At 36.0% G+C, this 23920-nt stretch carries 23 protein-coding genes and 2 pseudogenes; 7 read left to right on the top strand and 18 right to left on the bottom strand.

Annotated features, from left to right (window positions below; translation table 11 throughout):
- Positions 1-11 precede the first annotated feature (11 nt).
- The 4 genes from RBB48_RS08695 to RBB48_RS08680 form a co-directional block, all read right to left on the bottom strand.
- Positions 12-413 (bottom strand): (deoxy)nucleoside triphosphate pyrophosphohydrolase, encoded by a 402-nt coding sequence (locus RBB48_RS08695; protein WP_088062171.1) that lies wholly within the window; start codon positions 411-413, stop codon positions 12-14.
- Positions 414-638: 225 nt separating this feature from the next.
- On the bottom strand, positions 639-1607 hold the full coding sequence (locus RBB48_RS08690; protein WP_306007543.1) for a tripartite tricarboxylate transporter substrate binding protein: 969 nt from the start codon (positions 1605-1607) through the stop codon (positions 639-641).
- Positions 1604-2281: a response regulator gene (locus RBB48_RS08685; RefSeq protein WP_262801172.1), complete on the bottom strand. Its 678-nt coding sequence runs from the start codon at positions 2279-2281 to the stop codon at positions 1604-1606. The genes RBB48_RS08690 and RBB48_RS08685 overlap by 4 nt, the downstream gene beginning before the upstream one ends.
- Positions 2282-2300: 19 nt before the next feature.
- Entirely contained in the window at positions 2301-3890 is a 1590-nt protein-coding gene (locus tag RBB48_RS08680) for an ATP-binding protein (protein WP_306007542.1), read from the bottom strand.
- A gap of 222 nt (positions 3891-4112) precedes the next feature.
- Here RBB48_RS08680 and RBB48_RS08675 point away from each other — a divergent pair, with 222 nt between their 5' ends.
- Entirely contained in the window at positions 4113-5435 is a 1323-nt protein-coding gene (locus RBB48_RS08675) for an MFS transporter (RefSeq protein ID WP_088062163.1), read from the top strand.
- Between the two features lie 561 nt (positions 5436-5996).
- Positions 5997-6944, top strand: coding sequence for a class A beta-lactamase BlaIII (gene blaIII / locus RBB48_RS08670; RefSeq protein WP_306007541.1), 948 nt, complete (start codon positions 5997-5999; stop codon positions 6942-6944).
- 217 nt (positions 6945-7161) lie between these two features.
- On the opposite strand, the gene RBB48_RS08665 is transcribed toward blaIII, so the two are convergent.
- The 4 genes and pseudogenes from RBB48_RS08665 to RBB48_RS08650 form a co-directional block, all read right to left on the bottom strand.
- On the bottom strand, positions 7162-7320 hold the full coding sequence (locus RBB48_RS08665; protein WP_002105584.1) for a hypothetical protein: 159 nt from the start codon (positions 7318-7320) through the stop codon (positions 7162-7164).
- Between the two features lie 150 nt (positions 7321-7470).
- Positions 7471-7632, bottom strand: coding sequence for a hypothetical protein (locus RBB48_RS08660; RefSeq protein ID WP_162937125.1), 162 nt, complete (start codon positions 7630-7632; stop codon positions 7471-7473).
- 287 nt (positions 7633-7919) lie between these two features.
- Positions 7920-8324, bottom strand: coding sequence for an alpha-ketoglutarate permease (locus RBB48_RS08655; protein WP_306007540.1), 405 nt, complete (start codon positions 8322-8324; stop codon positions 7920-7922).
- Between the two features lie 647 nt (positions 8325-8971).
- Positions 8972-9427: pseudogene (locus RBB48_RS08650) on the bottom strand (oligopeptide/dipeptide ABC transporter ATP-binding protein); the annotation flags it as partial.
- A gap of 86 nt (positions 9428-9513) precedes the next feature.
- Between RBB48_RS08650 and RBB48_RS08645 the strand changes: the two are divergent.
- Positions 9514-10707, top strand: coding sequence for a hypothetical protein (locus tag RBB48_RS08645; RefSeq protein WP_306007539.1), 1194 nt, complete (start codon positions 9514-9516; stop codon positions 10705-10707).
- A gap of 165 nt (positions 10708-10872) precedes the next feature.
- Here RBB48_RS08645 and RBB48_RS08640 read toward each other — a convergent pair whose 3' ends face one another.
- From RBB48_RS08640 to RBB48_RS08630, 3 genes are all read right to left on the bottom strand, one after another.
- Positions 10873-11850 carry an ornithine cyclodeaminase family protein gene (locus RBB48_RS08640; RefSeq protein ID WP_306007538.1) on the bottom strand — a complete coding sequence of 326 codons (978 nt, stop codon included), beginning with the start codon at positions 11848-11850 and terminating at the stop codon, positions 10873-10875.
- Between the two features lie 170 nt (positions 11851-12020).
- Entirely contained in the window at positions 12021-13073 is a 1053-nt protein-coding gene (locus RBB48_RS08635; RefSeq protein WP_306007537.1) for a proline racemase family protein, read from the bottom strand.
- Positions 13074-13412: 339 nt separating this feature from the next.
- The gene (locus RBB48_RS08630) at positions 13413-13874 is read right to left on the bottom strand and encodes a VOC family protein (protein WP_088062151.1); all 462 of its coding nucleotides are present in this window, start codon (positions 13872-13874) and stop codon (positions 13413-13415) included.
- A 165-nt stretch (positions 13875-14039) separates the two neighbouring features.
- Here RBB48_RS08630 and RBB48_RS08625 point away from each other — a divergent pair.
- A pseudogene (locus tag RBB48_RS08625) lies at positions 14040-14207 on the top strand (YflJ family protein); the annotation flags it as partial.
- A gap of 142 nt (positions 14208-14349) precedes the next feature.
- Here the strand turns inward: RBB48_RS08625 and RBB48_RS08620 are convergent.
- The 3 genes from RBB48_RS08620 to RBB48_RS08610 all read right to left on the bottom strand — a co-directional run bounded on the left by RBB48_RS08620 (position 14350) and on the right by RBB48_RS08610 (position 18333).
- Positions 14350-15303, bottom strand: coding sequence for a TRM11 family SAM-dependent methyltransferase (locus RBB48_RS08620; protein ID WP_306007536.1), 954 nt, complete (start codon positions 15301-15303; stop codon positions 14350-14352).
- Between the two features lie 150 nt (positions 15304-15453).
- A complete protein-coding gene (locus tag RBB48_RS08615; RefSeq protein ID WP_306007535.1) occupies positions 15454-17043 on the bottom strand; it encodes an N-acetylmuramoyl-L-alanine amidase in 1590 nt (529 codons plus the stop codon).
- 240 nt (positions 17044-17283) lie between these two features.
- A complete protein-coding gene (locus tag RBB48_RS08610) occupies positions 17284-18333 on the bottom strand; it encodes a M42 family metallopeptidase (RefSeq protein WP_097892144.1) in 1050 nt (349 codons plus the stop codon).
- 126 nt (positions 18334-18459) lie between these two features.
- Here RBB48_RS08610 and RBB48_RS08605 point away from each other — a divergent pair, with 126 nt between their 5' ends.
- Positions 18460-18639 (top strand): hypothetical protein, encoded by a 180-nt coding sequence (locus tag RBB48_RS08605; RefSeq protein ID WP_087985735.1) that lies wholly within the window; start codon positions 18460-18462, stop codon positions 18637-18639.
- Between the two features lie 21 nt (positions 18640-18660).
- Here the strand turns inward: RBB48_RS08605 and RBB48_RS08600 are convergent, their stop codons facing one another.
- The 3 genes from RBB48_RS08600 to RBB48_RS08590 all read right to left on the bottom strand — a co-directional run bounded on the left by RBB48_RS08600 (position 18661) and on the right by RBB48_RS08590 (position 20224).
- The gene (locus RBB48_RS08600) at positions 18661-18987 is read right to left on the bottom strand and encodes a nucleoside triphosphate pyrophosphohydrolase (RefSeq protein WP_087985736.1); all 327 of its coding nucleotides are present in this window, start codon (positions 18985-18987) and stop codon (positions 18661-18663) included.
- 17 nt (positions 18988-19004) lie between these two features.
- Positions 19005-19322 (bottom strand): hypothetical protein, encoded by a 318-nt coding sequence (locus tag RBB48_RS08595; protein ID WP_087985737.1) that lies wholly within the window; start codon positions 19320-19322, stop codon positions 19005-19007.
- A 113-nt stretch (positions 19323-19435) separates the two neighbouring features.
- Positions 19436-20224 carry an enoyl-CoA hydratase gene (locus tag RBB48_RS08590; RefSeq protein WP_098135144.1) on the bottom strand — a complete coding sequence of 263 codons (789 nt, stop codon included), beginning with the start codon at positions 20222-20224 and terminating at the stop codon, positions 19436-19438.
- Positions 20225-20533: 309 nt separating this feature from the next.
- Here RBB48_RS08590 and RBB48_RS08585 point away from each other — a divergent pair, with 309 nt between their 5' ends.
- The gene (locus tag RBB48_RS08585; protein ID WP_098135142.1) at positions 20534-21913 is read left to right on the top strand and encodes an O-antigen ligase family protein; all 1380 of its coding nucleotides are present in this window, start codon (positions 20534-20536) and stop codon (positions 21911-21913) included.
- 34 nt (positions 21914-21947) lie between these two features.
- On the opposite strand, the gene RBB48_RS08580 is transcribed toward RBB48_RS08585, so the two are convergent.
- Positions 21948-22256: a putative quinol monooxygenase gene (locus tag RBB48_RS08580; RefSeq protein WP_088062140.1), complete on the bottom strand. Its 309-nt coding sequence runs from the start codon at positions 22254-22256 to the stop codon at positions 21948-21950.
- 239 nt (positions 22257-22495) lie between these two features.
- On the opposite strand from RBB48_RS08580, the gene RBB48_RS08575 reads away from it, so the two are divergent.
- Positions 22496-23911: an MBOAT family O-acyltransferase gene (locus RBB48_RS08575; RefSeq protein ID WP_098082468.1), complete on the top strand. Its 1416-nt coding sequence runs from the start codon at positions 22496-22498 to the stop codon at positions 23909-23911.
- Positions 23912-23920 lie beyond the last annotated feature (9 nt).

Genomic DNA, 23920 nt, shown 5'->3' with positions numbered 1-23920 from the left:
TTTTTATCAAATTACTTTACAATAGATTCTTTTGATAACTTCTCAATAGTTGGGATATCCGCAGGTGCCCAATCTAAAGCTGCTAGTTCATTCGGATATAACCATTTAATTGCTACGTGCTCAGTTAGAACCGGACTTCCTTCAACAAGTTTACAATAGAAAGTTTTCAAATGAACAATACCAAAATCATACTCATAGTCTGTATAATCTATTTGCTCACCAATCTGCACGCTACAATGCATTTCTTCATCAATTTCACGCTTTAACGCCTCTTGAGGTGTTTCTCCCTCTTCTATTTTCCCACCTGGAAATTCCCACATAAGAGGTAGCGATTTAGATGGTCCTCTTTGTGCACATAAAATTTTCTCATCTTGAACAATTACTGCTCCAACAACATAAATATTTTTCTTCATTATGTCCTCCTTAAATCTCACAGAAACTCTATACTTTATGTTTCCACACTTTATAGACTGAAAAATGCCTTTTATATCTTTTAACGACTAATATATTTTTAATCAGTAAGCTAGATTTTATCTATCCCTATCTAGCCCTTTTAATACAATTAGCCTAACACTCTCATCTCTTTTATATTATATAGAAGTAACTACAAAAATAAAGCCTGATTGAATACTTCCCTCTTAAGCCTCTTTTTTCACCATTTCCTCATACCTAAAATGACATTCCTCCAAAAACCCCCTAATCTCCACACTCCCCTTATAAAAACTCTCCCACCCCCGCTCCCTCAAAATCCCCTTCCAACTATCACTCTCCACCATCTTCTTAATAACACCATCCCAATAAGCAACCTCTTCCTCCGTCATATCTTTTGGTCCCATAATTCCTTTCCAGTGCTGGAAGATGACGTTGATGCCTTGTTCTTTCCATGTTGGGATTTCTGGTAGGCGGTCTAGGCGTTTGGGTGCGGATACGGCTAGTATTTTTATTTTGCCGGCTTTGTATTGTTTTTCGGCTTCGGATAGGGTCATGGTTGCGGCGCTGATTTGTTTGTTCGTTAGGGCGTTTATGATTTTTTCTTTGTTTTCGTAGACGAAGAATTGTAGTTCGGCAGGGTTTATGCCGAATGCTTTACTTACTTGTACGAAGGATAGGTGATCGTCGTTTCCTAGGCCAGGGGCAACGCCGATTTTGAAGTTATTCTTGTCTTGTTTTAGTTGTTCCATTAGTTGGTTTGCGTTTTCTATGTTTGATTCTTTTGATACGACAACGACTTCCCAGTCCGATGCGAGTGTTGCGAGCGGTGTGAAGTCTTTATATGTTAGTTTACTGTGGCCTAGTAGGTTGTTCGTTATGAGTAAGCTTGAGTTAATTGCCAGTACGTGACCGCCTTTTTGTTTCGTATATTTCCATCCGACATCACCGCTGCCACCTACTTTGTTTATGACTGTGATTGGTTTTGTGAAGATTTTTTCTTCTGTCAGCGTTTTTTGCATTGCTCTTGCTGTTAAGTCCCATCCGGCCCCTTGAACGTTCGGCGCTACGATTTCTACTTTGTCTATGTTTACTGTATTCGTTTGAGTTTTTTCCAAGGAACAACCAGCTATTACTCCTGTCATAATCCATATACATAGTAATAATCGTTTTTTCATAGCCCTCGTCCTATTCGGTACTTTCGTTCTGGTCGTCCGATAATGCCGTATGTGTATTCTACTGTGCATTCGTTTGTTGCTACTAAGTATTCTAAATATCTTCTTGCGGTTGTTCGGGAGGCACCCATTTGTTCTCCCATTTCTTCTATTGTAATGCCCTCTTCAAACCCTTTTATTATTCCTTTTACCTTTTGCAGTGTTAACGGATCCACACCTGTCGGTAAGTTTTTTATGTCTTGTGTTTGCGAATTGCCGAAGAAGTTATCGATGAGTGCTTGATTTACTTCATTGTTACTATGTAATAGTTGCTTCTTTCTTTTATAGTCTTCAATGGTGCGAACAAATTTTTCTAACGTGACTGGTTTTATAAGATAGTTACTTACGCCATTTCGAATTGCTTTTTCTAGCATATGGTTTTCATTCGCCGCAGTAACCATAATGACGTCAACGTTTGGAAAATCAGCATGGATTTGTGGTAATAAGTCGGTTCCAATTCCGTCTGGTAAGTAATTATCTAATAGAAGCAAATCGATTTCTTCCCTTTGTAGTAATTCCATCGTTTCTTTTGCGTTTAATGCTTTTCCAATCACTTTTACGTCCTTTATTTTTAATAAAAACTCCTCCTGAATTTGCGCGACGCGGAAATCATCTTCTGCAATTGCAATCTTCAACATATGCCCATCCCCCTGTTTGTCATGTACTTTCTCTCAATGTTTTCGGAAGGTAAATTGTAAAAATAGCTCCCCCGTTTTTCTCGTTTTGAATTTCAATTGTTCCACCTAGTACATCTACCATTTCTTTTACGTTCGCTAGTCCGTAGCCACGATTGTTTCCTTTCGTTGAAAATCCTTTTTGAAAAATGGTCGTAATTTTTTCTGCCGGTATTCCTGCTCCACTATCTATCACTTCAAACACAATATCGTGCCCAATATCCGTAATGAAGAAAGAAACATTCTTCTCCTCTCGTTCACTCACCGCATCAAACGCATTGTCGATTATGTTTCCAAGGATCGTAATAAGGTGCGAAACTTTTATATGGTCTGGTAACGGATGCAGCGCACTATCTCCTTCAATATGAAAATCAATTTTCTTCTCAGATGCTGTTCCGATTTTCCCTAATAAAATAGCTTGTACTTTCGCATCATGAATTTGATTGAATAAAATATGGTTTTGGCTTTGATGAATATTAGATTCTTGTTGGATAAATTCAATCGCTTCTTTGTAATGTCCTAACTGAAGTAATCCTGATAAGACGAACAGCTTATTTGTAAATTCATGTGTTTGAGCGCGTAAGTCCTCAGAATACTTTCTTACCTCAGATATCGTATTCACTAAGTTTTGCAGTTCTGTTTTATCTCTAAAGCTACATACAACGCCTACCGTATTATTATTTTCGAGTATCGGCGTCATGTTTAAAATAAACACTTTATCTTGAAACGCGATTTCTTGATCGTTTTCTAGCACTCTTTCCATATTAAATTCCGGTAAAACTTTTGAAATGTGCTGCTGCATATAATCATCATTTACATGTAGCATTTCTTCTGCCGACGTATTCATCATCGTAATAAAACCGTTTTGATCGATAGCGATAATTCCTTCTTTTATAGATAGTAGTATTGCGCTTCGTTCCCGGTATAGCGCTGCGATTTCATTCGGTTCCAAACCGAGTGTATCTTTCCGAATGCTACGTGCTAAAAGAATGCCGCCAACAATTCCAGCTATTAATACCGCTAAGGAAAAGAGTATAATTTCTTTCGTTCTGCTCAGTATGTTAGATTCGATACCTTTTATTGAAAACTCTACTGTCACAACACCTACGACTTGATCGTAGTCTCCGTTATGAACAATAATGGGTGCCTTCGCCATTAAAGCAGGACCACTTTCACCATTTCCTTCAAGCGTATAATAACCGCCAAAAGTGAGTGCTTCATAGTTATATGGATTGTTACTCTTTGTACCAATTAACTCAGAATTAGAATGTGAATACATAACCCCAGAGCGATCTTCTATAATGACAGTATCTGCACCAGCTTGCTCACGAACTTGTTCCGCAATGGATTGGATCATACTTTTATGCTCATTATTTTGAAAAGCATCTTTTATAGCTGGCATAAAAGAAAGCGACTTCGCTGTTTGCAGTGCTAGCTGCTCCACTTGGCGCTTCGTATCAACGGACTGAATGTAAACAAATATTCCCGCTAATAGGAGAACAACAAATAAAATTAACGCGATAATTAAGCTTACTATTTTCGTTTGTAATGACACTTTGCGTGATTTCTTCATACTTCATATCCTTTGATAAAATATTCAAAACTATCAATCTCCTTTCTATTATTATGACAAAACTAATAATGAAGCAACTATTAAAACTCTCCATGTACATAAAGTACAAAAAGAATAAAATTGTCATAATATTGAGATTTTACTCTATAGACAGTACAATTCAACTACAATGAACACGCTTTCATATATACCTTTTATTACTAAGCAAGAGGAGGAATGATTATGGCTCAAGCAAAATCTAATCGAGTCGCCGGCAATATTTTCAAAGGTTCAGTCGGCAATTTAATTGAATGGTATGATTGGTACGTTTACTCTGCTTTCGCTGTTTACTTTTCAGCAGAGTTCTTTCCTAAAGGCGATCCAACGAGTCAGTTACTGAACACAGCAGCTATTTTCGCAGTTGGATTTTTAATGCGCCCTATCGGAAGTTTATTAATGGGACGCTATGCGGATCGGCACGGACGCCGAGCAGCATTAACGCTTTCGATTACAGTTATGGCCGGTGGTTCTTTAATTATCGCCTGTACACCTAGTTACGAAAGCATCGGGATCATGGCACCAATTATTTTAGTTCTTGCCCGTTTACTGCAAGGATTATCGCTTGGCGGAGAGTACGGAACTTCCGCAACATATTTATCTGAAATGGCTAGTAGTGGTCGCCGTGGCTTTTATTCAAGCTTCCAATATGTAACGCTCGTTGCCGGGCAAATGGTTGCGTTAGGCGTTCAAATTGTTCTTCAGCAATTACTAAGCGAACCAGATATGAAAGCTTGGGGCTGGCGCATTCCATTCATTATTGGAGCGATGGGCGCAGTAGCTGTATTATGGCTTCGCCGCACGATGGATGAATCAGAACAGTTTGCAAACATAAAATCACAAAAACGCGAAAGCGCAGGAACCGTTCGCGCGCTTATGAAACACCCGAAAGCAGTATTAACAGTAGTAGGTCTAACATTAGGAGGCACTGTCGCTTTCTACACGTACACAACATATTTACAAAAGTTCATGGTAAACACAGTCGGTCTTCCGAAAGAAGTTGTAAGCTGGATTAACTTTGTCGCACTGCTTATTTTCGTCGTACTTCAACCAATTGCGGGGCTACTATCCGATAAAATTGGACGTCGCCCACTATTAATGGCATTCGGTATTCTCGGAACATTACTAACAGCACCAATCTTTTTCTTCCTGGAAAAAACGACAGAACCAATCGTAGCATTTTTACTTATGATGGTCGGCCTCATTATCGTTACTGGTTACACTTCCATTAACGCAATTGTAAAAGCAGAACTCTTCCCAACCGAAATTCGTGCACTTGGCGTAGGTTTACCGTATGCACTAACTGTTGCGATATTTGGCGGAACAGCTGAGTTCATCGCTTTATGGCTAAAAAGTATCGGGATGGAATCACTATTCTACTTCTACGTAGCTGGATGTATTGCGATCAGCTTTATTACGTATTGGCGTATGGCTGAGTCATCGAAGACTTCACAAATTGAGGCGGAGCTTGGTGGTGGGGATAAATTAGTTAATAATAAATCTAGTTAAAATGATGTATTCTATAATCTTCGTTTATCTGAAAAAGCATTATTCATTAATATGAAATTCAAAAACCTCTACTTATATGTAGAGGTTTTTGTATGACGAAAAAACACGTAGTTCCATTGTTATTTTACAAAACCCAAATTCTTCCTCATCTTAAAGTGGAACAAATTTATTACTTAGAGTGTCTAATAAGTGTATTTCTAATATGAGTTGTCCAGATTGGATACAACATATCCCGTTTGACATCTATTTTTATGTATTACAAAAAAATGAAAGGACTTATTATTCCCAAAAGTAAAAAACATGTATTGTAATACTACAGTTAAGTATTACAAGTGGAAACAAAAAAGAAATAACGCAAACTGTGACTTATCAATCATATAAAGTGAAACTTTAATCAGCGGGGGTCTTACTGCCCGTTAATGCGGGATAAACGTTTTGGATGTCGTTTAACCTGTGAAATTTTAGCTGCAGTAGTATTGTTACCCAATGCCATCTTTAATTGCATTAGTATTTAGAATACCTAGACAAAATCCATATATTCTTGAAAGAGGTTGAAAATTTATGTTCGTTTTAAACAAGTTCTTTAACATTTTACATTACAAAAAGATTGTGCCTGTAGTATTACTTTCATGTGTATCACTTATAGGATGTTCCAATAGTAACACTCAATCTGAACCACCTAAACAAACGAATCAAGCTAATCAAATTAAACAAGAAAATACAGGTAACCAATCTTTCGCTAAACTTGAAAAAGAATATGATGCTAAGCTTGGTATTTATGCACTGGACACAGGTACGAATCAAACTATTGCTTATCATTCAGATGATCATTTTGCGTTTGCATCTACATCTAAATCATTAGCTGTGGGCGCTCTTTTACGCAAGAACTCATTAGAAGCTCTCGATCAAAGGATTACGTATACTCATGAAGATCTTTCTAATTATAATCCAATTACTGAAAAGCATGTTGATACAGGAATGACGTTAAAAGAACTTGCAGATGCTTCTGTTCGATATAGTGACAGCACAGCACATAATTTGATTCTTAAACAGTTAGGAGGTCCCTCTGAATTTGAAAAAATCTTGAGAGAAATGGGAGATACTGTTACTACTTCAGAACGATTTGAACCTGAATTAAATGAAGTGCATCCAGGAGAAACACATGATACCAGTACACCAGAAGCAATAGCTAAGACGCTTCAATCATTTACATTAGGGACTGCACTTCCAACAGAAAAACGTGAACTATTAGTAGATTGGATGAAGAGAAATACAACTGGAGATAAATTGATTCGTGCGGGCGTACCAAAAGGATGGGAAGTAGCTGATAAAACAGGCGCGGGATCTTACGGAACAAGAAATGATATCGCAATTATTTGGCCACCAAATAAAAAGCCAATTGTTCTTGCTATACTTTCTAATCATGATAAAGAAGATGCTAAATACGATGATAAACTTATTGCAGACGCAACCAAAGTCGTGTTAAATACCTTAAAAGCTACGGAATAAATGATAATATGTTAAAAGTTTTCTATTTTAGGCGGGTGTTTTCATCAACTAAAAATTTAATAGTGTCCCAAAAACGAAATTTGGTGCTAACTTGTAATAAAAAGCTCATTTTTATTGTTTGGGGATAAATGATTCTTTAAGCTTGATGGCAATTTGGTGCTATCCCTAAAACATCTGGACTGTAATAGCCAACTAAAAAATGCAAACAAAAAGACCTTTAATCAGTCGTTTTGTTTGCATTTCCTTTTTCTAAAACTACAGAAAAGATAAGTACTATAGTTAACACCATAATAAACCTTACTTCACTTCCATCACTTACAAAAAATGAATACAAAGTATAGATTAAAATTAATATTCCATAAATAATTTTGTGCAATATACTCCCCCCTTTTTGCCGTATATATTTTAGTCTAAAAATTTAATTCAAGCCCTATATCAAAATGAAAATAAAAAGCACCTGTGATATACACAAAGTGCTTTTCTCTTGTCAATTTATCTATTTTCACTATATTTATCTATTTTCTTTTTATAACTCAAATTTCTTCGAATCATACTTTTCTAGAGTTTGCTGCCATTCATTTTGTTCATATGGAATATATTTATCTGTCTGTACATCTTCAACATTTTCTCCACCTGTTAATAATCTCCTGTACTTAAAAGAGTGCCCTGTTAATACTGTTGTAATCATTTTGTATTGCCCTCCTTTTGTTTGATTACTTGTATCATAAAACAAGTATCTGAAGTTGATATGTAGTCTATCTAGAGTGTATGTAAATTTAGAAAATCTCTAATAAAATGTTTATGTTGTAACGTTACCACCAAAACTAGTGCTTCCAACACCATGATTTGAAGAGACAATAACCTATATTCTAGCCTCAATTCCTCCTACAGTTCTATATTCAGTAAAACTAGTTAATCCCTACAATATAAAAAGAGCACCCCTTTTGGATGCTCTTCGTTATAACTATATATTATTTAATTTCCCTCTTTTGTTGGTACCATTTTTCCTTCTTGAGAGTCTGTACCCTCTGTTCTTTCAACAGTTTTTGCATGTTCTGGTTTTTCAGGGGCTCCCATTTCAAATCCAGATTGAGAATCTGTACCTTCTTTTGCTGGTACCATTTTTCCTTCTTGAGAGTCTGTACCTTCTGTTCTTTCAACAGTTTTTGCGTCTCCTTTAGGAGTTGCTGGCACTGCATCTTTAGGCAAATCAAAGTTTTGTGAGAAAGACGTTGTTCCATCTGCACTTTGTGTAATTACTTGATTTGAACTATCTTCATTTGACTTTAAATTGTCCATTTTCGCATCATCTGCACCTACTGCACCTCCCGCTACCAATCCTGTACTTAAAAGTGCTCCTGCTAATAATGTTTTAATCATTTTTCATTACCTCCTGTTTATTTGTAATATTCATCAAAAAAGTATCTAGAGTTAATGTTTTAGTCATTATCTTTATCTACTTGCTTTTTGATTACATTTAGCATAAGACAAGAATCTATAGTTGATATGGACTGTATCTGGAGATTATGTAAAGAAAAATAGATGATCAATTGTATATCCTAATGAATGCTTAGACAAGATTGAAACTTTATATGAGTTTGAACAATTGAGTTCCCCTTTGTTTTTGGGTGTGAGGTTTTTAACTGGAGTGGAGTGAGGGACTAACCTTTTCTAATTTGAAAGCAAACTTTTTATTATTAGTTTACATTCAAAACACTGTAAATAAAGATGTTAAAAATCCGTAAACAAAACACCACATCTCACTGATGTCCACCCCATCAGAAGTATGGAAGGGAATTAAATATAATCCTCCCCTGTCTTTATGCATTGAGATAGAAAAAATTATAAATATAGACTTAAATATTTTTTTGAAAGGATATTATTTAACAAACATAAAAAAGAGCTACAGCTGTATGAGAACCTTAGCTCTTTTTTATGTTTATTATATAAATTATTTAACGTTACAAGCCATACCAGTTATCATATTACCAACTGAAATACCACCAGGTTCCCCCGATGCTCTCCCTCTAAAACAAATGACAAGCCACCTCATGCCCCTTCTCAATCTCAACCATCTTCGGTACTTCCTGCGCGCATTTTTCAGTCGCGAATTTGCAGCGCGTTCTGAATTTGCAGCCGGATGGTGAGTTTAGCGGGCTTGGTACTTCGCCTTGCAGGATGATCTGTTCTTTGCCCGTGCTTGTTGGATCTGGTCCTGGCATGGATGAGAGTAGTGCCTGTGTGTATGGATGTGCCGGTTTTGTGTATAGGTCTTCGCTGTCGGCAATTTCTACTATGTTTCCTAGGTACATGACTCCGATTCTGTCTGATATGTGCCGTACCATTGATAGGTCATGTGCGATGAATAAGTATGTGACACCTGTTTCTTCTTGGATGTCTTGCAGCATGTTTACGACTTGTGCTTGGACTGAGACATCTGGTGCTGAGATTGGTTCGTCACATAGGATGAAATCTGGTTTTATAAAAACATTATATTACTTTATAAATCTATAAAGATTTATTATCATTAAACTACTAAAATATTTTATAACGAAAAGAGGGAAAATTAATGCAACAAAAAAAGAAATCTTATAGAGTACTCCTCATTATTTATAACTTCTTTATTAGTACAATAAAATTTATCTTTAATACAATTGAATTGTATATACAAAAACAGCAGTATCAAAATTTTTACGTACTAACTTATATATTTGTTTTTTTAAATATGATTTTAGTTATATTTTTACCGCACATAGTAGGATTCATATCATCTTTAATTTTCACTTTAGTTTTCTTCTATATAATTATTAAAGCTTTAGCCAATTTATTTAACCAATGGAAAAACACGAAGGAACTTAAATATTATAATATATTTGATGATACTTCCGATTTAAATGCTAGATTGATAATAATCAAGCAGCTTCTTTCTCTCCTATGTGGATGTTTATTTATAATAATGGGACTATACATGTGGATTAATGTACTAATTTCAGTAAATACGTCCTTTAATAGATTCTATAACTTTACATTTTTAATATTAATACCTATCATAATTGCTTTGACGGTATATATTTTAAGTTATAAATACTCTAGTATTAGAGCAACTCTTTTCTTTATTACTCTTTTACCTATTATAAGTGTTCTTTTTAGCTCGACCATACTTCAAGGCTTCTTTGAGTTATTTGAAATAGTAACATCAATTAACTTAAATATAAATTTACTAAGAAGTAATTTCTTTATAATTACAAGTACCATTATTATGTCCATATTTATTCAATTTGTTATCGTATTCGTTCGACCACTATATAAATTAAAAAACACACATCTTTCATTTATCATTATGAGTGTGTTTTGTACCATTACCACATTAATTATATTTATTTTTATAAACGAGCTTGCAACATATATATATAACAAAATGATACTTGCAGACATATATATACAGGTCAATGTAATAAATGAATGGTTAACAAAAGCTATTAAAGTTTCTTTACTTCCCTATGCTCTAGGAGCAAATATTTGTATAACCTTCATAGCCATTCGACAGCATATTTTTAATAAAAAAGCTGAAAAACTATTTTTAAATATTATGGACACATTAGTACAGCATGATGAGTTACTATTATCTAATACGGAAAAGCAAGAATTATTCTTAAAAATAAAGCAATGTTGTTATTTCGTTGGGTTTCAATTTAAAATGCACTTCTTAGGAAATAAAACTTTAAGAAAATTTATAGATGAGATGCATATAACAGCCGAATAAATTAGTTTTTAATCTCCATATATATACAGAATACGTCCCTAAATAACTTACTACTAAAAAGACATAGCCTAAACTATGTCTTTTTATTTAAATCAATAAAATATTAAGTTTTTTCTTATATCTCTATCCTAGATTTTTATATGGACATCTCCAAAAGGCAGTCCCTCAAAACTCAATCCTATTCCCAACCCCGCGCTCCACCGCTCTCTCATACAAATATTTCGCAACGACAATATCCACTACCGCCAAACCAACTGATTTAAAAATAGTAATCTCTTCATCGTTCTCTCTACCAGCTTTTTCTCCACTAATGATTTGGCCGAGTTCGGCATGGATGTTGCTTGCTTCAAATAAACCTTCTTGTATCGGAACTTGAAGATCACCCGTTTCTTCTAATGCTGCTTCTTTTGATTCGACTACTACTTTGTTTGCGCCCGCGATGGCGTGGGATGGTAGTTCTTGCATGTTCGGTCTAAATGAGCCGACGGCGTTTACGTGGACGCCTTTTTGTAGTTTTTCTGAGAAGACTGGTGTGGAGGCATTCGTTGTTGTGACGATGATGTCTGCTTCGCTTATTGCTTCATTTGGATCTCTGTAGACGTACGCTGGTTTGTTAAATTTCTCTTGTATATATTGCGCAAATGCATACGCTTTTTCTTCCGTTCGGTTGTATAAAATTACTTTTTCAATATCTCTAACCGCGAATACAGCTTCTGCAATTCCTTTCGCTTGTTCACCTGTTCCGATAATGCACAAGTTTTTTGCATTATGACGAGCTAAATATTTTGTCGCTACTCCTGATAAGGCGCCTGTTCGAATCATCGTTAAGTACGATCCTTCTAAAAGTGCGAGCGGTTCTCCCGTTTGAAAGTCTGATAGCATCACAATCCCGTTTATCGTTTTCTTTCCTATCTTTTTGTTCTCGGGGACTACTGTTACTACTTTTAGGCCAAGTGCCTCAAGTCCTTCCGCTACTGAAGGCATAATTAATGCCGTATTTTTCTCGTTCGCAAATGGTAATGAGCCGCGAATTGGTGTGATCGTTCTTTCTGCTGAAAATTCTTTTAAAGCAAGCGCCGCGTATCCAATGACTTCATTCATATTTACTAAGTTTCGTTGTTCGTTCGCGCTTATGACTAGCATATCTTTCCACCTCCTCTTCTTATCCCGCATTAACGAGCAGTAAGACTCCCACCTCAAAATTCAGCTTGAGCAAAGAAGTTAGGCGGGAGATCAACTGCCCGTAAACGCCCGATTGGTTCAACTAATAATCAGTGGGGATGGACAAAACCCCCACTGATTAAAGTTTCACTTTATCCTAACAAAAATCCCCGATTCAAATCATCTCTCGGGTCTATAACGAACTGATGAAATCCTGTAATAAATGCATACCCCGTTACTTTCGGAACGACAGCTTCATATGTATGTACCGCTGTTACCGACAATACTTCCCCCTCGAATTTCCCGTCAGTAATGCATTCATGGACGAAAATTTCTCCCTTTTGTAAAGCATCTTTTTCAAAAAGAGTTGCGATTCTTGCGGAAGTTCCTGTGCCGCAAGGAGAACGGTCTACTTGCCCATCAGCGAAGATTGTTACATTTCGTAAAGTTGCGCCTTCCCCTTTCTGTTCATCTGAGAAAATAACGCCGTATATTCCTTTTAACCCTTCTTCAAGTGGATGTTTTACTTCCATTTTGCTCTCGATGTAGTGCTTAATTTTACTGCCCCACGCTTGAATAGCAGCTAAGTCTTTGAAATCAACCTTCAAACCAAGTTCTTTACTATCTACTACCGCGTAGAATGCTCCACCAAACGCGATATCTACTTGAAATTCATAGTCATCTATTTTAATAGGGACGTCTTTTTTGTATACAAATGAAGGAACATTTTCAAATGATACGGACTCTACTTCGCTCCCGTTATATGTTGCGTACGCAATCACTTCCCCGGCAGGGCTATCAATAATGAACTTTTGTTTCTCACCTGTCACTTCAAACATACCAGTTTCAATTCCGACTGTAATAATAGCGATAATGCCGTGCCCACACATCGTACTCCAACCTTCATTGTGCATAAATAATACACCAAAATCAGCGTGAGCACTTGCAGGTGGAGTAATGATACAACCGTACATACCGTGATGTCCTCTCGGTTCATACATAAGAACCTCTCGAAGATGATCCAAATGCTCCATACAGTACGCGCGTCTTTCTAGCTGCGTTTCTCCTTTTATTTCTGGCACACCGCCTGTAATAATTCGAAGCGGTTCCCCAGCTACGTGAGCATCAATTGTCGTGTACACTTTACTAACCTTCATTTCTATCTCTCCCCTATATGTTGATACTCTTTTTATTGCAAATATCATGCCAACGCATAGGGTATAAATTTGTATACATTGTGTAAAAAAGCATACACTACTGTCTATTTTTTTATACAGTAGACAGTGAGTGATTCTTAGCCCGCACAAAACAAAAAAGCCATAACGTCACTACTTGAGCAAAGTTATGGTTCCTTCTTAAATTATTTCGCGGGATTGGAGCCAAAATCAAATTTATCCCGCATTTAACGGGCAGTAAGACCCCCACCTCAAAATTCAGCGAAAGCAAAGAAGTTAGGTGGGGGATCAACTGCCCGTAAAAGCCCGATTGGTTCAACTAATAATCAGTGGGGGATGAACAAAACCCCCACTGATTAAAGTTTCACTTTATATTTCACTCGGCAATTTTTCCCACTCACTTAAATGCATGACATCTTGTTTTACGTTTTTCTTTTCAGGAAGTAAACATAGAAACTCTAAAGAATTACCGTCAGGATCATAAAAATAAAGATTCGCAGTAGGTGTCCACGTCTGAACCATAGGCTCAGACGGTTCAAGACCGAAAGCGGACCTTGGGTTTATTCCTTTATTAAGAAGCCATTCTCTTGCATGAATGATTTCTTCATAGTTAACCTTGAATGCAAAGTGACTTGTATGAAATGCTTCTTCTGATACCTCCCAAATGCCCAGCATTTGTTCCTTCTTATTATCTTTATCAAACCAAAAGAATGCGACACGACGTTCTTCAATTGTGCGAGCATGAAATAATCCAAGTTTAGTATAAAACTCTTTTGCTACTTCTAAATTTCTTGTTTTAACATGTGTTTCATATAAAGTACCTGGAAACAAAGCATATCCCCCCTTTATATTTTTAGAAATTCTTACTATAAAGCCTATTTTAATAAACTAGAAATAGAAGTAATATCATATTCCCTTTACATGTTTTTTCAATTTTGTAGCCCTAATACTGAATAAAAAAGAAAATTCTCTCACCCCGCCACATATACTGTTTAAAAGCAAAAAGGAAGTGATCCAATGTATTATGGAACAAAAGGCTGGTACGTAGCTGAATTAAAAAAATTAGGCGTGCGCTATCTTGAAGGACGAAAACTAGAAAGTTACCGCGGACACGTCTTACGTAATTTACTAATCGAACAACAAGAAAAATTAAAAGAACAGTAATATACTAATGTAGCGGTATCGACGATTCGACACGGAATATCGACTTACCGACAAATTCCGCCAAATCACTCCTCCATTCCACCAACCAATCACACATCAATACAAACTAAAAAAAGGTCACCCAACGGGTGACCTTCCTTTCTTATTCACAAACAAGAATTTGTCTAGTAAATGATCCTTTTCTTGTAATACAGCGATCTGCAATTTCAAATCCTGCTTCATGAATCATGTCGTCCATTGTTTCCATCGTGACAACGACTACCTTTTTAGCAATGCGGCGCGCACTTGAAAGAATGGAGAACTGGTCTTCTGGTGTTGCATGCGTAAATAAGTCGTACGGCATATCGATAATTGCAACGTCGTAGTTCTCAGTAATTTCCTCAATTGGACCTATTGTTACTGTCCCTTCAAATCCGAAATGTGCGATGTTTTTTCTCGTTCCAAGAACTACAAGTGGATTTATATCTCTACCAACGATGTTAATTCCCATAGAAAGTGCTTCTACTACTACTGTTCCAATACCGCAGCACGGGTCAATTGCTCGTACTCCATCTGGATTTGGTACAGCGATATTTGCAACTGATCTCGCAACACGTGTGCTAAGAGATGTCGAATAACTGTGCGGTTTTTTTATGTGATGATACCAAACCGGCTCACTTTCTACATAGTGTCCGAAGTACCAGCGTCCTCCAAGAGGAACAATCCCGAATACACGCTCTGGATTACGAACATCTGCTTCTCCTTCAATATGCATACCGAGGTCGCGTTCAATGAGACGTCTTTCCCCATATTCAATTTTATTTTCTTTGCCAAGATCATTGATTTTAACGAAGATAACTTTAAATGACGCCCCCGCCAAATCAATTTGTTCTACTTGTTTTAAAACACTTTCTAAGTCGTCTCCTTCATACATAACCTCAACGCGCTCTTTAATAAACGCACTTCTACTCGGGTCAATTTTGACATCACTTTTCAAAATATTAACGTGAGACTCCATTCCAAAGAACGAGCGCATTTCCAAATAACATAAAGCACGCTCCTCCTCACGAAATGCATACGTATATATACATGCAGGTGTTGTACTATGATTACTCAATCTATTATCATCCTTTATCGTTTAAAATTATTATGATTACAATTATTCGAATACCTTTTTTACGTAAAATTAAATGATATCACATGCCGGAAATAAAGAGAAACGTTAATAAATAAAAGAGACTGCCTATTGGCAATCTCTTTTTATTTATTAACGGAAAGAAGATACTTTCTTACCCTTTGCTTCGTAATAATCTAAAATACCTTGATAAATCGCTTCTGCTGCAGCTTGTCTCTGTTTTGGTGTAGCGATTTTATCTGCATCACTTTTATTATCTACAAATGCTAATTCTGTTAATACAGCTGGCATTGTATTTTCTCTAATTACATATAGATCACCTTTTTTCACACCACGGTCTGTTGTTCCAAGTGCTACTACAAGACGGTCTTGAATTTTTTGTGCTAATAACTTACTGTCTTCTACATATGGATTCGTTGATCTTGTCGGTGCTGCTGCATAATAGAATGTTTCTGTACCGTGCCCTTTTTTATCATCCGTACCGTTACCATGAATACTTACAAAAATATCTCCATTATGTTCTTGTGCAAATTCTACACGTTTCTTTAATGAATCAGGACCACTTGTTCCTGGGCGTGTATTATCTGTACGAGTGAACATCACAGTAAATGGTGCTCTTTGCTCAAATATTTTCTGTAATCGTAATGATACATCTAATACAGTTTCACTTTCTTTCTCATAATAACCAGGATTACCTGAGTCAATTCCACCATGACCTGGATCAATAATAATCGCTTTACCTTCTAAGAAGTTCTCTTGTTTTACTGGGTTTAATTGATTTTTATCAACCCACTGGAATCCAGCGCCTACGCGAATACGAATCCAGCTGCCACTCTCCTCCATAATCGTTACTGTTTGTGCATTATATGTACCTAGCACTTGAGAACTATGTGAAGCTGTTTCATATGCAGTAAAGTCTTGGTTAATTGTTTCTGTTTTTTCTTGTAGAGGTGTCCACTTCTCACCTTTACTTGTTACAATTTTCAACCAGCCGTCTGCTCTTTGCTCTTTCACTTCAACCATTTGTGGCTTATGCTGAACGTCAGTAATACCAGATGATAATGATGGTTGATGATATGTAATAAAGTTTCTGTTCATATACATTCTTTTTGATGTATTTGTTTTATTTTTATCAGCCATCGCAATGAACTGAGCTGCTTCTGCACGAGTTACAGTTCCTTCAGGATTCCAGCCATTTCCCGTACCATTAGAAATCTCTAAGGCTACTAAAATATTAGCTTGTTTCTTACCCCAATGAGGTTCCAAATCTTTAAACTGTGTTGGAAGTTCTCCAATAATTTTCTTATCTAATGAGTACGCTTGTACTAACATAGATGCCATAGATGCACGGTTCATTTTATTGAATGGATTAAATTTACCAGTACCATCTCCATTAATTACACCTGCTTTTTCCACTGCAGCAATGTACGGTGCTGCCCAATGGCTCTGTGCGTCTTTAAAAGATGGTTTTGCTTTTGGATCAATCGGTAAACCAAGAACGACTGCTATGATTTTTGCAGCTGATCCTCTATCTACTGCTTCAGATGGAGAAAACGTTCCATCTGGCTTTCCATCAAGCGCTTTTTTTCCTACTAAATATTCAACTGATTCTTGCGCCCATGTAGGAACATCCGAAAACTTCTTTGCTGCTGCGAAACTACTTACTGGAGACGATAATAAACTTGCGGCTAAAATACCTGCCGCGACTGCACGATACTTCATAAAAAATAATACTCCTCTCGACAATCAATTTTTAATAACGCGTAATCTTAATATATAAATTTCAATAAATCCGAACAAAAAAAATTAATGCGCCTCTATCATTTTATAATACTCGAATTATGTAGTAAACCTACTTTCTTAATATTGTAAAATAAAATACAATTAATTTACTTTTTGTTAAATAAAGTCGATTTCCCTGCAAACAAAAAATAGGCTACTAGAGGTAGCCTATTTCTTTTCTTATTCTGCAATCATCTCTGATAATACATATGCATAAACAAGTGCTTCTGTATGAGCAATCGAACTTTCATGTGTACGCTCAAATGCATGAGAAGAATCAATACCCGCTCCAATTAATGCATGTTTCACATCAAATCCAGCGTGAATCGCAGCTGATGCATCCGATCCATAGTACGGATAAATATCTACTTTATATTCAATATGATTCTTTTTCGCAAGCTCTACTAAATGTTTACGCAGTGCATAATGATACGGACCACTAGAGTCTTTTGCACAAATAGATACAGTATACTCGTCAGATGCTTGTCCATCACCTAGCGCTCCCATATCAACTGCTAAATATTCAACCGTTTCTTCTGGAATGTTAGAGTTACCACCGTATCCAATCTCTTCATTATTAGAAATTAAGAAATGAGTTGTATATGGTAATGTTATGTTTTCATCTTGTAATCTCTTAATTAATTTTAATAGAATCGCAACACTTACTTTGTCATCTAAATGACGTGATTTTATGTATCCACTTTCTGTAATTTGAACGCGCGGGTCAAATGAAACGAAGTCTCCTACTTCAATTCCTAATTCGCGTACTTCATCAGCTGAAAATACACGCTCATCAATACGAACTTCAATATTTTTCTCATCGCGTTTCGCTTCACCTGCATCTTTATATACATGCACAGATGTTTGATGCATTAAAATCGTTCCTGTATACGTCTTACCGCTTGATGTTTCAATTTCGCAATATTCTCCTTCTACAGAGTTCCAGCGAAATCCGCCAATCATAGAAAGACTCAGACGACCGTCAGGCTTAATTTCTTTCACCATCGCACCTAACGTATCAACGTGTGCCGTTAATAAACGGTGCTGTGCATCATTTTTCCCTTTTACCGTTAAAATGAGAGCGCCTTTATTGTTACGCTTCGTTTCTACATTCCACTCACTTACATAGTTTTCAATAAAACGAATGATTTTCTCTGTATTTCCAGATGGACTTGGAATAGAGACAAGCTCCTTAATAAGTTCCATCGTTTCTTTCGTATGATGTGCCATTGTCGTTCCCTCCTCATTTTCTCTATTATTTAGTATACCGAATTTACTATAAATCCTCTACTCATATAGCTTAATTTTCTAAATTGCGGTAAAATTCTTTTTAGTATACAAAAGGAGTTATAAAATATGAATATATCAAAAAAATATATACATATTGCACTCATTTGGTTTTTAGCATCATTATTTTGTTTACAAGTTTCTTATGCAGTTCACACTACTACTTCTATTACAATTGGCTGGGTATTAACAGTTATCTTCTTCATTATTAGTTTAATTGCAACAAAAAAGCATAGCGTTACTCACTAACGCTATGCTTTCCCTACGAAACTATTCTTCTGAAACATCCAACAAATAAATGCCTCTTTCAAATCCACCGCGCTCTATTTCTTTTTTCTTACGAAGACGTTCTACATCTTCAATTGTTGCACCTTCTGCACGCGCTAATGAAATGATCACTTCCAGTGCATCCGCAAGAGAATCTAGCGCATGTTCACGCTCTTTCATAGAAGCAAATTCACGAATTTCTTCCGTTCCAATTTTCGCTAAAGCTTGTATGTATGCTTGTCCTGTTAATTTTTGTGCTGTATATGTTTTTCCAGACCTTAAAATCTTCTCTGGAACACGATCTCTTACTAACTTGTTATATGCTGACATCATTCATCCTCCTATGTTTAATAACATCCGAGCTCTGCTTTATAGAAAAACCATTTTTTCTTCACGCACGCACTAAGCATATCAATTCCTGATCCATGTGCCCTTACGTGAGGAAAGAAATAGTGCTCTGATTCTTCTTCCTTACCATATAGAGTTTGGTACTCAGCTGGAATTGCTTCTTTTTTCACATCTTTTTCTTTCGTCACTTCGCCAGAAAACGCAACGCTTGGATGTCCTTCAAAAAACAACGCAGTTCGCACAGCCATAGATGGTGTACTATGCAAAGTATAATATGCTATTACAATCATGCCGATAACACCAATAATTTTCTTCATATATTACTCCTAAAAAAAAAGTGCTAACACAATTATACTAAAATGTGTTAGCACTTTCTCCCCTTTACCTTAAATTAACCGGCAGTAAAACTACTATTAATTCAAATTTCACTTTATTCCCCTTTAAATGCAGGCAAACGTTTTTCTAAAAATGCAGCAATGCCTTCTTTATGATCCGCTGTTTGTCTCATCGCATATTGGCCGCGCTTTTCAAGTTGCAATGTTTGTTCTAAATTGGAGCGATTTACTTCACATAAAATTTGCTTCGTTTGAATCATCGCTTTGATCGGCTTTTGTGACCATTCACTAATTTTTTGCTTCACAGCCGTTTGGAAATCCTCACTGATTACTTCATCAATTAAACCGATATTAAGCGCTTCTGTTGCTGATAATTTCTTTCCTTCCCAAATAATTTGCTTCGTCATATTTTCACCGACACGCTTTTGAAGGAAGAAATGGCCGCCACCATCTGGAATTAAAGCGATTCCAATAAAGTTCATCGCAATAATGGATGATATATCTGCCATCACATAGTCAGCTGTTAACGCAATACTTAACCCAAGACCAGCAGTTGGTCCATGAATCGCACTAATAACAAGCTTCGGCATCGTATATAAAGTCACAACAACTTCAGAAATGGTATTCATAATGCCATCAAACTTGCTTTCATCATTACTTGAAAGCATCGATTTAATATCTCCACCCGCAGAAAAACCACGACCACTTCCGCATAACACAACAATGTGTGCAGAACTCTCCGCTACTTCTTTCAATTTTTGTAATAACTCTTTTAATGTTGGCTCATCTAATGCATTTAACACCTCTGGGCGATTGACCATAACCGTTGCAACGTGCCCTTCATATTTCACAACGACAGATTCTGTTTTACTTGTTACTTCCATTATATATACCCCTCTTTTCTACATAAAGATTATACTTATATAATTATAGAAAGGTGGTGAAAAACCCTTCTTTTTTTCTCAATTTTCTGTCTAATAATCTCGTAATTTGTATATGACCTTGTATAAAACATACAATTCCGTTGAAAAATATAGAAATTAAAGTCGGTTTATCACCTCTCTTCATCTATTTACCATTACAATGAAATGGTGTATTCTTAAGTCTGATATAAAAATTAAATATAGAAATTCATTCTCCTTCCTATTTATATAGAGGTTCTGAAATAAAGGAATGAAGAAATGGAGGAACATATGGTTACTAAGTTCAAACAGACGGATAACTACTTCCCGCATTTCCTACTGCTATTCATTGTGTTTCAACCAATTTTAGATTTGTTAACGTCTTTTTCAATCTATGTATTACACATGAGCGCAACAGTCGGAATCGTAGTCCGTTTCGCCTTTATGCTTCTTGCATTAGGTTATCTACTTCTTCATCATAAACAACAAGGCGCGAAAAAGTATATTCTTTATTTATGTCTATTTGGCATTGTACTCGCAATTGGCCTTGTGAATAATTTAATGGTCAAATCTCCAGTTTCATTTGGAGAAGAAGTGAAATTTATTTTGAAAAGTGTATATCCAATAGTACTACTGTTTGGATATATTATCGCACTAAAAGAATTAAAAAATAACGACTACGCGTTTCATAAAATCATTACGTATTTCTTATATGCAACGTTAATTTTAAGTATTTCAATCATCGCGGCTATGGCAACTGGTACAGATTTCCCAAGCTATCCGAACTCAAAGATCGGTTCAAGAGGATGGTTCTTTGCTGGAAATGATTTAAGTTCCATTTTTGCAATTATGTTCCCAATCGTTGTCTTATACTCAGTTCATAAAACAACTTCTTTCTCAAAAGCGTATTACTGGATTCCAACTGTAGTTGCAATGTATGCAAGCATTATGATTGGAACGAAAGTAGGCTATGGTGCCATCGTTATTACACTTGGTATCGCCCTTTTCTTCTTATTCATTGAATATATAATACATCGTAAAAAAGAAGGAAAAGGATTCACATATCTTGTAAATACAGTTGTTGCTGCTGTCGTATTAGGAGGGTTACTCGTACTTACACCGCAAACTCCTATCGCAAAAAACATGACCATCCATTTACAAATATATGAATACAAAAAATCAGTACAAGAAGAAAAAGACCGAAAAGAAGGAAAAGTAGTTACAGAAGAAGAACATGAGCAAGGCGAACTAACAGACTCTGAAATGAAAAGTTTAATTTACAGTGATCGCGACAAGTTTTTAAAAGTATATAAACAATACTATAAAGAAGCACCACTATCTCAAAAACTATTTGGAATGGGGTACGCTGGTAACTATACAACGAAAATGAAGTTAGTCGAAATGGATTTCCACGACCTATTCTTCGCATTCGGAATTGTTGGCTTCCTTATGTACTTACTGCCACTTCTTTATTTCGGTATAAAAATATTCATTCGCATCATCACAAACTTCAAGAAACTATTTAGCGTAAAACATATGCTACTAGCTAGCACACTCGTCTTATCGCTCGGTATCGGCTTTATGTCTGGACACGTATTAACAGCACCAGCCGTTAGCATTTTCTTTGTTGTGATACTCGCTTACTTAATTGTTGATTTAGAAATAGAATAGAAAGAAGCAGCATCCATCTGGATGCTGCTTCTTTCTATTCCAAGCCTTTACCGCCTCTAGCATTCAAAGTGCTAATTCTTTCTGCTCCAGTAATCATTGGTTTTGCTCGCTTTATTAAATTTTGTGTAGACTCTAACGTTAAAGATGCTTTATGTGCTTCTTCATTACTCCATACTTCAAAAACATATACAGCATTTGGCTCGTCATCAGAAGTACTTACAATATATACCTCACAACTATGAAGTACGTTCATCGATTCCGCAGCCTCTAGCAAAATATTCGTTAATTCTTCCCGATTACGTTCTTCCACAATAAACTTACCATACAATCCGAATTTACTCATTCTTCTCCCCCTAATTATGCCACTTCTCTTATCTCAAAATTAATAATTTCCATAAAAAAACACTTAATGGCACACCTTTCTTATGTATGAAATGAGAAACTACTTATATAGAATAATTATTTTAATCAAATTATTAACATGATAAAATATTAAAGGCACTATTATATAAAAGAATATATAATAGATATGTCGGTTTTTTTTTGCACGAAATGTATTTCGAAAAAAGTGAGGAGAGTCCTTTGGTATTTAGTAGTTCGATTTTCTTATTTATCTTTTTACCTCTCGTATTATTTCTCTATTTTATAGTGCGTGCCGAGCTACGTAATTTCGTATTACTTGCATTTAGTTTAATTTTCTATGCATGGGGCGAACCGCGTTTCGTTCTTTTAATGCTCTTTTCCATCGTATTAAACTACTGCTTTGGCCTACTTGTGCATCATTATGATAAACGAAAAAATATGAAAGTCACATTTTTAGTTATGGCTGTGGTCGGAAATATTTTATTACTTTCTTATTTTAAATATATTTCATTTTTCACAGACATTTTAAACAAATCATTGCATTTATCTATTCATGTGGAACCTATTCCACTACCAATCGGAATTTCATTTTATACATTCCAAGCGATGTCCTATGTCATCGATATATACCGTAAAGATGGGGATGTTCAAAAAAATCCACTTAATTTAGCGCTATATATATCTATTTTCCCTCAGCTTATTGCCGGACCAATTGTTCGTTACAATATCGTCGCTGAGCAAATTAAAACGCGCATCCATTCTTTTGAACGATTCACAGAAGGTATTCAAATTTTCGTTCTCGGACTAGCAAAAAAAATATTAATCGCCAACCAAGTAGGATTTGTCGCCGATAAAATATTTGCCTTACCACCATCTGAAATAAGTGTTGGAACGGCATGGATTGGTATTATCGCCTACACTCTCCAAATTTATTTCGATTTCTCAGGGTACTCTGATATGGCAATCGGACTTGGAAAAATGTTCGGATTTGATTTCCCGAAAAACTTCAACTACCCATACATCTCTAAATCTATTTCAGAGTTTTGGAGAAGATGGCATATTACACTCGGTTCTTGGTTCCGCGATTACATATATATCCCGCTCGGCGGAAACCGTGTTTCAAGACTAGCGAATTATCGTAACCTCTTCATCGTATGGGGATTAACTGGTTTATGGCACGGGGCGAGCTGGACATTTATCGCCTGGGGCTTATATTATGGCTTTATTATTTCAATTGAAAAAGCTGGATTCGAAAAAATATTAAACAAACTATGGAAACCGCTGCAACATGCATACGTATTACTAATCGTTATGATCGGTTGGGTCTTCTTCCGAGCTGACAACTTCGCTTACTCGTTCCAATATTTAAAAGCGATGTTCGGCATAGGAGGACAATCTTTCATCGATGACAATACAATGTTATACGTACATGAATACATTATCGTATTTCTCATTGCCTTTATCGCAGCGACTCCAATTTTAAAACGAATGAAAAACATACTAGAACTTGCGCCAAAAACGTATATGTTCACGACGCAATTTGTACGTCCTATATTATTACTAACATTATTTATGATTTCGGTTATGTACTTGATTAACTCAACATATAATCCATTTATTTATTTCAGGTTTTAACTGATGTAG

This window comes from Bacillus sp. MMSF_3353 (genome assembly GCF_030733445.1).
Taxonomy (GTDB): domain Bacteria; phylum Bacillota; class Bacilli; order Bacillales; family Bacillaceae_G; genus Bacillus_A; species Bacillus_A wiedmannii.
The sequence above is the reverse complement of the archived record's forward strand: the minus strand, read 5'-3'. Positions and strand labels throughout refer to the sequence as shown.